Source organism: Citrobacter sp. Cm046 (assembly GCF_030333065.1).
GTDB classification, from domain to species: domain Bacteria; phylum Pseudomonadota; class Gammaproteobacteria; order Enterobacterales; family Enterobacteriaceae; genus Citrobacter; species Citrobacter murliniae.
This window is the reverse complement of sequence record NZ_JAOWGP010000038.1, coordinates 88,241-100,407: the sequence shown is the minus strand read 5'-3', so window position 1 is coordinate 100,407 and position 12,167 is coordinate 88,241. Positions and strand designations below refer to the sequence as shown.

The 12,167-nt window shown below is 48.0% G+C and carries 13 protein-coding genes and 3 pseudogenes; 12 read left to right on the top strand and 4 right to left on the bottom strand.

What is annotated here, in order from left to right; all coding sequences use genetic code 11:
- The 6 genes and pseudogenes from OGX98_RS11195 to OGX98_RS11175 all read left to right on the top strand — a co-directional run.
- Positions 1-1,050 (top strand): autotransporter outer membrane beta-barrel domain-containing protein (locus tag OGX98_RS11195; protein ID WP_286595289.1); only part of this gene is annotated, 1,050 nt, incomplete at its 5' end.
- A gap of 276 nt (positions 1,051-1,326) precedes the next feature.
- A pseudogene (locus OGX98_RS24075) lies at positions 1,327-1,425 on the top strand (bacteriophage antitermination protein Q); the annotation flags it as partial.
- A 2-nt stretch (positions 1,426-1,427) separates the two neighbouring features.
- Positions 1,428-1,663, top strand: a pseudogene (locus OGX98_RS11190) (bacteriophage antitermination protein Q); the annotation flags it as partial.
- A gap of 259 nt (positions 1,664-1,922) precedes the next feature.
- A complete protein-coding gene (locus tag OGX98_RS11185) occupies positions 1,923-2,456 on the top strand; it encodes a hypothetical protein (protein WP_286595288.1) in 534 nt (177 codons plus the stop codon).
- Positions 2,457-3,132: 676 nt separating this feature from the next.
- Complete coding sequence (locus OGX98_RS23985; protein WP_075261778.1) at positions 3,133-3,381, top strand: HP1 family phage holin; 249 nt, start codon at positions 3,133-3,135, stop codon at positions 3,379-3,381.
- Positions 3,382-3,456: 75 nt separating this feature from the next.
- Positions 3,457-3,740: pseudogene (locus tag OGX98_RS11175) on the top strand (terminase small subunit); the annotation flags it as partial.
- Positions 3,741-3,785: 45 nt separating this feature from the next.
- On the opposite strand, the gene OGX98_RS11170 reads toward OGX98_RS11175, so the two are convergent.
- Positions 3,786-4,349: a MarR family winged helix-turn-helix transcriptional regulator gene (locus tag OGX98_RS11170; RefSeq protein WP_045442471.1), complete on the bottom strand. Its 564-nt coding sequence runs from the start codon at positions 4,347-4,349 to the stop codon at positions 3,786-3,788.
- Positions 4,350-4,465: 116 nt separating this feature from the next.
- Here OGX98_RS11170 and OGX98_RS11165 point away from each other — a divergent pair, with 116 nt between their 5' ends.
- Positions 4,466-4,696 (top strand): glutaredoxin family protein, encoded by a 231-nt coding sequence (locus OGX98_RS11165; RefSeq protein ID WP_045442474.1) that lies wholly within the window; start codon positions 4,466-4,468, stop codon positions 4,694-4,696.
- A 121-nt stretch (positions 4,697-4,817) separates the two neighbouring features.
- On the opposite strand, the gene OGX98_RS11160 is transcribed toward OGX98_RS11165, so the two are convergent.
- Positions 4,818-5,588, bottom strand: coding sequence for a DeoR/GlpR family DNA-binding transcription regulator (locus OGX98_RS11160; protein ID WP_286595287.1), 771 nt, complete (start codon positions 5,586-5,588; stop codon positions 4,818-4,820).
- 122 nt (positions 5,589-5,710) lie between these two features.
- Here OGX98_RS11160 and OGX98_RS11155 point away from each other — a divergent pair, with 122 nt between their 5' ends.
- Positions 5,711-6,094 (top strand): VOC family protein, encoded by a 384-nt coding sequence (locus OGX98_RS11155; protein ID WP_286595286.1) that lies wholly within the window; start codon positions 5,711-5,713, stop codon positions 6,092-6,094.
- A gap of 160 nt (positions 6,095-6,254) precedes the next feature.
- Here the strand turns inward: OGX98_RS11155 and OGX98_RS11150 are convergent, their stop codons facing one another.
- Complete coding sequence (locus tag OGX98_RS11150; RefSeq protein ID WP_045442480.1) at positions 6,255-7,286, bottom strand: mechanosensitive ion channel family protein; 1,032 nt, start codon at positions 7,284-7,286, stop codon at positions 6,255-6,257.
- A 249-nt stretch (positions 7,287-7,535) separates the two neighbouring features.
- Here OGX98_RS11150 and OGX98_RS11145 point away from each other — a divergent pair, with 249 nt between their 5' ends.
- Entirely contained in the window at positions 7,536-7,796 is a 261-nt protein-coding gene (locus OGX98_RS11145; protein WP_045442483.1) for a DUF2534 family protein, read from the top strand.
- A gap of 48 nt (positions 7,797-7,844) precedes the next feature.
- Here the strand turns inward: OGX98_RS11145 and uspE are convergent, their stop codons facing one another.
- Complete coding sequence (gene uspE, locus OGX98_RS11140; RefSeq protein ID WP_005126626.1) at positions 7,845-8,795, bottom strand: universal stress protein UspE; 951 nt, start codon at positions 8,793-8,795, stop codon at positions 7,845-7,847.
- Positions 8,796-9,144: 349 nt separating this feature from the next.
- On the opposite strand from uspE, the gene pspE reads away from it, so the two are divergent.
- The 3 genes from pspE (at position 9,145) to OGX98_RS11125 (ending at position 12,064) form a co-directional block, all read left to right on the top strand.
- Positions 9,145-9,462, top strand: coding sequence for a thiosulfate sulfurtransferase PspE (pspE, locus tag OGX98_RS11135; protein WP_048221520.1), 318 nt, complete (start codon positions 9,145-9,147; stop codon positions 9,460-9,462).
- 146 nt (positions 9,463-9,608) lie between these two features.
- On the top strand, positions 9,609-11,006 hold the full coding sequence (locus OGX98_RS11130) for a YcjX family GTP-binding protein (RefSeq protein ID WP_045449590.1): 1,398 nt from the start codon (positions 9,609-9,611) through the stop codon (positions 11,004-11,006).
- Positions 11,003-12,064 carry a YcjF family protein gene (locus tag OGX98_RS11125; protein ID WP_045442491.1) on the top strand — a complete coding sequence of 354 codons (1,062 nt, stop codon included), beginning with the start codon at positions 11,003-11,005 and terminating at the stop codon, positions 12,062-12,064. The genes OGX98_RS11130 and OGX98_RS11125 overlap by 4 nt, the downstream gene beginning before the upstream one ends.
- Positions 12,065-12,167: the final 103 nt, after the last annotated feature.

Sequence of the window (12,167 nt, the reverse complement as noted above, 5' to 3'; positions counted from 1 at the left end):
GTGGACCCTGTCGACCCTCCCGTTGATCCTGTAACACCGCCGGTTGACCCCTCTGATGAAACACATGTTAACCGCCCTGAAGCAGGTAGCTATCTTGCAAACATTGCGGCTGCGAACACGTTATTCAACACCCGTCTGCACGACCGTCTGGGGGAAACGCAGTACGTTGATGCTCTGACTGGTGAGAAGAAAGTTACCAGTCTGTGGCTACGCCAGGTCGGTAGTCATAATAACTGGCGTGATGGCAGTGGTCAGTTGAAAACACAGAGCAACAGTTATGTCGCACAGTTGGGTGGCGATGTTGCGCAGTGGTCAACCGATGGTCTGAACAGAGGCCACCTGGGTCTGATGGCGGGTTACGGTAATAACCACAGTTCTACCCGTTCTTCCGTCACGGGTTATGGTTCAAAAGGTTCGATAAACGGTTACAGCGTTGGCGCTTACGGCACCTGGTTTGCCAGCGATGCGGATAAAGCAGGGTTGTATGTGGACAGCTGGCTCCAGTACAGCTGGTTCAACAACCAGGTTAACGGGCAGCAACTGGCCAGCGAATCCTACAAGTCTAAAGGCTTTACGGCCTCGCTGGAGACGGGTTACACCCAGAAACTGGGCGAGTTTGCTGGCAGCAAAGGGACGCTTAATGAATGGTTTATCCAGCCACAAGCCCAGGCCACCTGGATGGGTGTGAAAGCAGACAACCATCGTGAAGCCAATGGAACCCGCGTTAGCAGCGGTGGCGACGGTAACGTACAAACCCGTCTGGGCCTTCGTACGTACCTGAAGAGCCATCATGCGATGGATGACAACAAAGACCGTACTTTCGAGCCGTTCATTGAAGCCAACTGGTTGCATAATACGCGCAGTTATAACGTGAACATGGATAATGTCCACATCAACCAGGCTGGCGCCCGCAACATTGGCGAAGTCAAAGTGGGTGTTGAAGGACAGATTAACCCTCGGGTCAATCTGTGGGGCAATGTCGGCGCTCAGATGGGGGATAAAGGATACAGTGACACCAATGCCATGGTGGGTATTAAGTATAACTTTTAATGCCGCGCTAACCGGGGGATTATCCCCGGTTTTTATCTGAAGAAATCTCCTACGGACCTTGTCCAGTATGTTGTGGACGAGGTTATTTCCGAAGCAGTGGTGTTGAGGATAAATGTAATTTACCGCGCCTAAGCTGATTAACTGCTCATAACTTGAGCAATAAAAATCTTAAAACCTGAGAACCCGCTATGGCGGGATTTTCTTTTTTACGCCTGACAGGAAATTAACAATTTGTGCTCTTAAGACATTGATCATCTCTGAGCACAGTTGTGCTGTATGAACACTCAATTTCTCGAATACGTGCGTCAGCAACTGCTGGTTGCCACCGCCGATTTAAGAGGTGCGATGAAAGGTCAGTTGATGACCTGGCTTGAGGGTTGGCGGCGCAGGATGTGAAAGCGGAACTGCCTGGTCGTGATGTTTTTCAGCAACAGGACTTAGCCGCTATGAGTGGTGTCAAACCGGACAACTGGAGCCACTACTATGCGGACTACTGCGAGTTTTGTGCAGCATCTTCAAGGGGCTCGATAGCGAATCCCTGCTTTGTACGGTGAGAACCCGATCACAACAAAAGACGTCTTTTTCGCAGCAGGGTATTGCAAAAGTCAATTAAGTAGCATGCATTTCGTGTGAGTCTGATATTGTGCCATTGTTGTATGTACTGGCAGTAAATTAGTTTTCGAGCCCGAGGTTAACACCTTGGGCTTTTTATTTGCCTGTAGGTAAGCTGTAAAGCACTCAAGTCATAATTGAATGCTCGCTGGTTAGATCCCTGCCAGGCGCGCCAAGTCTAAGCCCACTTCGAGGTATCAAAGGTAGTTATCAATTTGATATATTTCACTTCAAGGAAGATGAGAAATGGATTAATGATAATGAGGTTGCCAACAAAGGTAGAGTTGATTTCATTCTGCTTCGCAGTCATTTGGGTTATTTGGTGTGCATGGACAGACAAAACAACTCACGACACATACCTTTTTGATGGGGTGCTTTATAAGTCAGTTATTGTTGGGACTTCCTTCCTGATAGGAATGTTCATTGCTTGGCGTGTGTACCTAAGTAATAAGGTCGCAGCAGGTATGGTTAAGAGGCTTTTCGGCGTTTGCCTTACTGTTATGATGTGCCTGACATTTACTTTTTGGAATGTTCCAGAGTTAATAATGATCTCATCAGCTAATAAGCATGTGAGTGACAATTACCGATTCAAGATGAGATATCCCACACAATCTGGAGGAAAAACCAGGCCATGTAAGGCTCGTGTTATCTACTATGACACATATCTGAAGCGTGAAATCGCACTCTGTCACTGGGATGATGCTCCATCTTTTTTCTATACGGATTATATTCGAGTAGATAAGCTGATTTCAGATATGGGCGGGCAGATTATTTATCACGAAGCCGTTCATTGAGAAAATCCTATTCAAAGTTTAGAGGTCGCCATATGACGGCCTTTTTCATTTCAGGCTCACGGGAATCAACCACTACGTGCTTTGTTGATAAATCCAGCCCGTGAAGATAGAACTCTTTTATCCCATCGTAAATGTGTCTAAGAAAGTATCATTTCTACAGCTATAACCAATAAATTATGGTTGGTATCATTTTGTAAAATATTTTTATAAAATCTTTTGACCGTTACTCTGAAGACGAATGCAGAATCACAGTGACGTTTACACTGTTGTACTATTTTCTACTGTTTTATCCCACCGGAAGGGTTGTAAGTGATTGATTTTAAATTATGTGTGTTTGCAGTTTTTCTCCTCTTTGGCTGTAGTTCTGATGTTGTCATCAAATCACCTGCTAAACCTGTCTACAGGTCGATGCCTGAAATTACCCAGTCAATTACACCTTCACAGCAGAGGGCAATTATGACTGGCGCACGACCTGACTGGTCAGAAAGAACACCGGTTAACACAATTAAGCGATATTAATTAGCACTTTTCACCGAGTTAAGGCTGCCATCTGGCGGCCTTTTTCATTTAAGGGTTCATGGGAATCATCCGCTACGTACTTTGTTGATAAATCCATCCCGTGAAGCCTGACCCTTTAATCACCCACAGCGCCATCCGAAAAATCGGAGGTGAGGCTATGACCAGAATGAGCACCATTTACAGCAGACTTTCATATGGAACAGGTACCACGCTGACCGGCTGCGGTGTATCAGCGAAGGCATATGCCGAAACACCTAAAACAGCAAAAGAGTTGCCCAGGATGTTGGCCGACAGAATTGCAGGATTAAGCCTGAGTGACCGGGCAATTATTGTCGTTATCGCATGCACCGTTATTACCTGTTCAGTGAACTGGTATTTTCACAGGAAGCGAATGCAAAGACCGTAGCCCGTATGATTGAACAGGGGCGAACAATTCCCGAGATGAGGTTGTTAAAGATGCTCAAGCTCAAGCAGCGCGTGTCAGGCAGCGATTCGTGTGGGGTACAGCGCTAAAACTGCTACGGTACTGCTACAAAATTGCTGTCAAAAGCTGTCATTCAAAACAGGATTGCCGAACTTAAAGCCAGGCGCAACGAAGATGTGGGCATTGATGCCGATTATGTGCTCCGGCGCTTGGTTGAAATCGACCAGATGGACGTGCTGGACATCCTCAATGACGATGGCAGCCTAAAGGCGATTAGCCTTTGGCCCAGGTCGTGGCGGACGACACTCACTGGACTGGATATCAGCACGACTATCCAGAACTGATATAAAGGCTGGTGCGTAAACGCGTGCCAGCCTCTGCTGTTATTACTCTTCCGGGGGCTGATGTTCCCGACAAATCAGTTTTGAATCATCCTCACTCAGCGGTTCTTTCGTGAGATTGCAAAATCTCTGGCCATTATTTTTTAGATGGAACTGACAGCTATGGCAAAGACCGAAGCCAGGAACATTGTTGGTTCTCTGGATTTCACGCAGAAGTTCGAACAACAACTCTTTTAACAAGTCAGATCGTTTCCCCATAGCAGACTCTCCCGCCACCAAAAATGAGGGGGGAAGTAGGGCATCGAGTAAGGTTTTCGCTGACTCAGAGACCTGTAAATGGACGCTGCGTTTATCCCGAACGTCCTGGGTTCGCACAATCAGTCCTTTTGTTTCCAACAACTTTAGCGATTGTGAAACGGTTCCTTTGGTGAGTCCAAGATAGTCCGTCACGCCTAGCGGCGTATTGGAATAGCGGTTACAGCGAGCGAGATACATCAACGCGCTGAGCTGTACCGGTTGAATATCCGCCAGTAAAGGATGCTGGCGAAACCACATCCGCGTCAGGCTGGAAAGCCTGTCCAGTACGTCGAAAAGTGACATGTCGTGCATAACGAAATCCTCCTTGACATATAGTATCGATTAAAAACTAAATTGACAAAGCATTAAAGCAGTGTAGTATGAATTATAGTATCGAATCGATACTATAATTCAAAAGGAGATATATCATGACAAAGGCTACCTATTATCATGCCGGTTGCCCGGTTTGCGTTTCCGCGGAAGAGGCGCTGCTTCAGCATCTGTCCCCAAATGTGAAAGTCGATATTATTCACCTGGGTGAACAACCTGATCGAGTCGCTGAGGCTGAACGGGTTGGTGTGAAGTCTGTTCCGGCATTGGTGATCGACGGCAATGTGCTACACATCAACTTTGGTGCGCCAATTGAAGCACTGAAATAACGTCTGGCGTTCGGGAGGTCGCTCCGGCTATTTCCCGAACAAGCGTTCAAACGGAGGAGGGGGCTACGTTTATCATCGTTATATTTATTTGATTATATGAGATAATTTTTAGGTACAGACGTTATACCGTATAAATCCGGATGTCATGCGCCTGAAAGGCGGTTGCGTACTCTTTGCTGATATTTTCCTCTACAACAATGACATCAATGTTGCTGCTTTCGGTAACAACATACCGGGCTACTGCCGGGATTTTATCTGCCGTCAGTGCGACGATAGTTTCATTGCACTGTTTAATCACCGCTTTTTTAAACTCACAATCTGCGTAATCAAACCCCGTCAATCCTGACTCGGGCGCCATTGCGCATCCGCCAATAAATCCCTGATCGAATAAAATGCCCTGCAACTGAGATATCGCCGTGGCTCCAACACAACCACCTGACGATCTCTGTACCTGGCCACCCAGAGTAATAACCTCAAACAGTGGTTTCTTTAGCAGAACGGCGGCAATTTCTGGCGAATTAGTCACTACTGTTAGTGCAAGCTCGGCGGGCAGGGCTTCAGCCATCGCCAGGTTAGTGCTACCCGTATCGATGAAAATGCAGCTCCCGGATTTAACCAGCCGGGCACATCTTTGCGCGATGTTGCTCTTTTTCTCCGCATTGATGTTCTTACGAACGGCGATCTCCGCTGATTCCGGCAATGAAATAACGGCTCCGCCATATACCTTCTTGCATACACCTTCTTTACTAAGTTCATGTAAATCACGGCGAATTGTGTGTTCTGAAACGCCTAATCGTCCGGCGAGTTTGGAGCAGACCACTCTACCATTTTCCTGAAGGATCTGATGAATTAGTGCCTGTCGCTGTTGTGGGAATGCAGCGTAATCGAGCATAAAAACTCCTGAATAAATAAAAATCGAGCAATACTAAGCATGATCGTGCATTATGATTAGCGTTGTCAATGTCCCGTTAGTACGGAATGTATAATTATGAATAAAACCAGTGGAGGTTCGCGATGAAGGTTGCCCATATGGCATTGTGGACACAGGATCTCGAGCGACAAGCTCATTTCTGGGTCACGTTTTTTGGTGGAGAGATTAACGAAAAATACTGCAGTAAAACGAATCCGGGGTTTGAGTCCTATTTCGTCAATATTGGTGATAGCATTGCGATTGAGTTGATGACCAAGACTGGACTTACATCCTGTTCGCCCGACAACAACACGGTTGGATGGGTTCATCTGGCCATCTCCGTCGGCAGTGTTGAGGGTGTTGACGCAATGGCGATGCGTGCCCAGGAACAGGGGATTTTAGTATCAGCCCCACGCACTACTGGTGACGGATATTATGAAGCCGTGATACGCGATCCTGATGGTAATTTAATCGAGATTGTTGCCTGATTTTTAGTCTGCCCGAGACAATCGAAGACAGGAAGTTAAAAGTGCTGTTTGCCTACTATCTGTGGCATGTCAGGCCACAATAACTTGGCTGTTTTTAGCTCTCGGGGCAGAACCATGCTGCTCTGAGTAAATAAGACGCGAAATTTCGCGTCTTATTCTTTTAGTGTGAAGACGCTTGTGCTGTGGCATCTTCCATGTACAGCGTCTGGCTTGGGAAGGCAAAATCGGCTCCGTTTGCCTGGACGATAGTAATAATCTTTAAATAAACATCCTGCTGAACGGCGAGCCACTCCTGCCATACAGTCGTTTTTGTAAAGCAATAGACCATAATATTCAGAGAGGAATCCGCAAACTCATTAAAATAAACCAGCAAGGTTTGCTTCTGGTCTATACCGGGATGGTTTTGCAGCATCTGTCTTACTGACTCGACAATTGTACTTATTTTATCGGCATCTTCATAACGTAACCCGATCACCGTTTTTATCCGTCGGTTAGTCATTCTGCCTGGATTTTCTACACTAATTGACGAGAAAATTGAGTTCGGCACATACAGAGGACGATGATCAAAGGTGTTTATTTTGGTCATTCTCCAGCCAATTTCTGTTACTGTACCTTCGATATTTCTGTCCGGAGAACGGATCCAGTCACCGATACTGAACGGTCTGTCGAAATAGAGCATAATTCCGGAAAAGAAATTACTCAGAATGTCTTTCCCCGCCATACCAACAGCTATACCGCCGATGCCACCAAAGGTTAGCAGTCCGGATAAGCTCATTCCAAAATGTTCGCCATACAGCAGAATGATGACGACAACGATAGTTATCTTAATAATTCGCGACAGGATCCGGGCACTGGTGATATCTCTGCCTTTGCTGATCTGTGATTTTTCAAACTGGTTGATCACCAGAAAGAGTTTTATGGTCAGAATGAGCGCAATCAAAGAGGTACAGAGGAAGTCGACAACGCTCGGGGATATAAATTTCAGCCTGTAGCTTTCAATCACATTATTGGCGATGCTGCCGAATGTTCCAATGATAATGGCATAGACGAAAAATTGCGCCGCGTGGAATATGAATCCTTTTTTACGTTTCTCGCAGCGATGAAACCAGACGCTCATCAGGACTAATGCCGCACAGCAACTGAGAATTACCGTCAGATTAAATGCATTGTTCATAAACAGTTCAGCGATCATGATTCTCCCAGGCTACTCCGTGTTAGCTAAATATCATCTGACATATCCAGTCCAGATATTTTATCCAGTTCAGGGTGTCAGATCATTAAGCATAAAGAGAGAGAAATAAGATAATCAGCGCTGTTTTCAGGCGAATAATGCTGAAGGCAACCTTTTAGCGAGTCTTATGTAGCAGACAATGAGCTGATGTCATGGTATTGTTATTGCAAAGTAACAAGGTATTCATCTGCAAATGAAAAGGACGATACTATGGTCATGGCTAAGCTGAAAACAGCGAAGGGAAGGAAATTTCTGTTGTGTCTGCTTGGGGTGTTCATCATCGCAGCATCGGTGGTTACGCGAGCCACAATCGGTGGGGTAATTGAGCAGTACAATATTCCGCTTTCAGAGTGGACCGCTTCAATGTATGCCATTCAATCTGCAATGATTTGCGTCTACAGCATGGTGTTTACTATTCTGCTGGCGATCCCGCTTGGGATCTATTTCCTTGGCGGTGAAGATAAGCGCTAAGTGTTTTTAATGCCGGATGACGTCGCCATCCGGCATTTTTCTGTGCGGTTAATCGTCTTCTTCGTCGTCCAGTTCAACCGGGGTCTGATATTGATCGGGTTTGATAACCAGCAGGTCACAGCGTAAATGGTCGATGACTTGTTCCGCTGTATTTCCGAGAAACGCAGCTGAAATACCGGTACGCCCAACCGTTCCTAATACCACGATACCTGCCTGTAAATGTTCAGCTAAATCAGGGATAACCTCTTCAGGTAATCCTTTTTCAACGTGGGTGACTTTCTCGTCGATACTGAACTTTTGGCGCAATGCTTTCATTGCCAACAAGTGCTGCCCACGGATGGCGTCGTTATAGACGCTGGGGTCAAATTCAGGCAGCTCAATGGCGATGTTGATAGGTGTGACCGGATAGGCTCCAACCAGATGCACTTCGGTATGGTTAACTTGCTCTGCGAGTTGCAGTGTCTCCTTAACGAGTTTTTCGTTGAGGGCGTTGTGATATGCCTCTTCACTTGCCAGGTTAACTGCAACCAGCGCTTTACCACCTTCCGGCCACGGTTGGTCTTTAACCATCCATACCGGGCTTGGGCATTTACGCAGTAAATGCCAGTCAGTAGGTGTGAAAATCACGGCTTCCAGACGGTCGTGTTGGTGCGCCATTTTCAGGACCAGGTCATGCTTAGCACTGATAACTTCCTGGATGATGGCTTCAAACGGACGGTTGTGCCAGACCACTTTTATATCAAGAGGAATACCTGCCTCGATATAGTATTTTGCTTGTTCACGTATCCATGCTGTTCGCTGGCTGATGACACCCTGACGCATTGCTGTACGCTCATCTGGTGACAGCAGGGTGGTCATCTCATAGGAAAAGTCATAGATCGGCAAAAAGGCTTTAATTTTGCCACCAATCCGTTGATGCAAATAAACAGCGCGCCGTAATGCTGGTTGATCGTCCTGGTTAGGATCGATGACTACCAGCATGTTTTGATACATAGCCATACAGGGTCTCCTTACAACTGTCACCGCAGTTTGTCATTAAAAGAGTAACCCAATAATGTGGATTGAAACAGGGGATAACCTCCTGCCAGATCAATAAATTGGGAAAATATATTCTATTTGCCCACATCCGGCTAAATTTAAACAACTTTTGTCGAGGTATGCACCCTGAGGACTACGCAAAGGGGCGGCCTATTGCGCGTTTGTTCATTCAACGGATACTGTCATCTCCTGATTAGAACCGGAAGCAAAGTGTTCGGGTGTCTTATATGATGATAGGGTGATCGCAATATTTTCTTAAGATCTGGCATATAGTCTTTCTTCCAATTAAGCCACTATTCAGGATGATAATATGTTGAAAAAAGGGGTACTAGCTTTAGCGTTGTTCATCGGTATGCCGGTTTTTGCCGCAGAACATTGGATTGATGTTCGCGTGCCTGACCAATACCAGCAGGAGCATATTCAGGGAGCGATCAACATTCCGTTGAAAGATCTCAAAGCGCAAATCACCTCCGTTGTTCCGGATAAGACCGACACGGTGAAACTGTACTGCAACTCAGGACGGCAGTCAGGGCAGGCGAAGGATATGCTGATTGATATGGGATATACGCAGGTGACGAACGAAGGGGGGATCAAGCAGATTGACCTTCCAAAAGTAGAGCAAAAATAATCCGCGCGGTTTTCATCTGTAACAGGCGGCATACATAAATGATGTCGCCTGATATTTCTCAGGTAGTTGATAAATAAGAATTGCCCCCAATCTTTACTTCCTGTTTGTTATAATTTCTACGGCTCCTTCAGCATAACGGGATGGCGATGAAGCGACTTAAAAATGAACTCAATTCGCTGGTTAATCGCGGCGTGGACAGACATCTGCGTCTGGCTGTCACCGGGCTTAGCCGCAGCGGTAAGACAGCATTTATCACCGCGATGGTAAACCAGCTACTCAATATTCACGCAGGTGCGCGTTTGCCGCTGCTCAGCGCAGCGCGCGAAGAGCGCTTGCTCGGCGTTAAACGGGTTCCACAGCGCGATTTTGGCATTCCTCGCTTTACCTATGATGAAGGGCTGGCCCAGTTGTATGGTTCTCCGCCGACCTGGCCTACGCCGACGCGTGGTGTAAGCGAAATTCGCCTCGCGCTGCGCTACAAGTCCAACGACTCTTTACTGCGTCATTTTAAAGATACCTCCACGTTGTATCTGGAGATTGTGGATTACCCCGGTGAGTGGCTGCTTGATTTACCGATGCTGGCCCAGGACTACCTGAGCTGGTCACGACAAATGACCGGGCTACTACAGGGGCAACGGGCTGAATGGTCGGCAAAGTGGCGGCAGTTGAGCCAGGGATTAGATCCATTAGCCCCCGCCGATGAGAATCGTCTGGCGGAGATTGCGGCTGCCTGGACGGATTATCTGCATCAGTGTAAGCAGCAGGGACTGCACTTCATTCAGCCTGGGCGTTTTGTCCTGCCGGGTGATATGGCTGGCGCGCCGGCACTGCAGTTCTTCCCGTGGCCGGATGTGGATGCCTGTGGTGAGTCCAGGCTGGCGCAAGCGGATAAACATACCAACGCAGGTATGCTACGCGACAGGTTTAATTACTATTGCGAGAAGGTGGTGAAGGGGTTTTATAAGAATCACTTCCTGCGTTTCGATCGCCAGATCGTGTTAGTTGATTGCCTGCAACCGCTCAACAGCGGACCACAAGCGTTCAACGATATGCGCCTGGCATTAACTCAGCTAATGCAAAGCTTTCATTATGGTCAGCGTACGCTGTTTCGGCGGTTGTTCTCGCCGGTTATCGACAAGCTGTTGTTTGCCGCGACTAAGGCAGATCACGTGACGGTCGATCAGCATGCCAATATGGTGTCACTGCTTCAGCAACTGATACAGGACGCGTGGCAAAATGCGGCGTTTGAAGGCATCAGCATGGATTGCCTGGGCCTGGCGTCGGTACAGGCAACCACCAGTGGGCTGATTGATGTGAAGGGCGAGAAGATACCGGCACTGCGTGGAAATCGCCTGAGCGATGGCGCGCCGCTGACGGTCTATCCGGGAGAAGTGCCTGCGCGTTTGCCAGGGCAGGCGTTCTGGGATAGCCAGGGCTTTCAGTTTGAAGCGTTTCGCCCGCAGGTTTTAGATGTGGATAAGCCTTTACCGCATATTCGTCTTGATGCTGCGCTGGAGTTTTTAATAGGAGATAAATTGCGATGAGCGAGCCGTTAAAACCGCGTATCGATTTCTCAGGTCCGCTGGAAACGGAAAATAATCCGGCGTTTAAAGCGCAGCAGATGTTTAACGAAACGGAAGCGCAGACGTTTGCTCCGGCTACGCTGGATGTACCGTTGGAAGATGAAGGCCAGGCAGAAGCCGTAATTGATGCAGCTTTACGTCCCAAACGTAGCCTGTGGCGCAAAATGGTTATGGGCGGGCTTGCATTGTTTGGTGTCAGCGTGGTCGCTCAGGGTGTGCAGTGGACAATGAATGCCTGGCAGACTCAGGACTGGGTCGCAATGGGCGGATGCGCCGCCGGGGCGCTGATTATCGGTGCGGGTATCGGTTCTGTCGCAACCGAATGGCGTCGCCTGTGGCGTCTGCGCCAGCGAGCCCACGAGCGCGATGAGGCACGGGATTTACTGCATAGCCATGGTACAGGGAAAGGGCGGGCATTTTGTGAAAAATTGGCACAGCAAGCGGGGATTGATCAGTCTCATCCGGCGCTGCAGCGTTGGTATGCTTCAATTCACGAAACACAAAATGATCGGGAAGTGGTGAGTTTGTATGCCCACCTGGTGCAACCGGTGCTGGATGCGCAGGCCAGGCGCGAAATCAGCCGCTCAGCGGCTGAATCGACGCTGATGATTGCCGTCAGTCCTCTGGCGCTGGTGGACATGGCATTTATCGCCTGGCGAAATCTGCGTTTAATTAACCGCATCGCGACCCTGTATGGCATTGAACTGGGTTATTACAGTCGCTTACGTTTATTCCGGCTGGTGTTATTGAATATTGCGTTTGCCGGGGCCAGTGAACTGGTGCGGGAAGTCGGTATGGACTGGATGTCGCAAGATCTGGCAGCCAGATTATCCACGCGCGCTGCACAGGGGATTGGCGCCGGATTGTTAACGGCGCGTCTGGGGATTAAAGCGATGGAACTGTGCCGCCCACTCCCATGGATAGACGATGACAAACCGCGGCTTGGTGATTTTCGGCGTCAGTTGATTGGACAGGTCAAGGAGACCTTACAGAAGAACAAATCCCCCCGCGAAAGCTAAGACTAAAAGGGCTCCGATCGTATAACTTTACGCCTCGGTGCCCAATTTTCCAGCGTGCTGTCAATATTTGTTGACAGAGTCCTTCCTGCTAACGGAATACTGG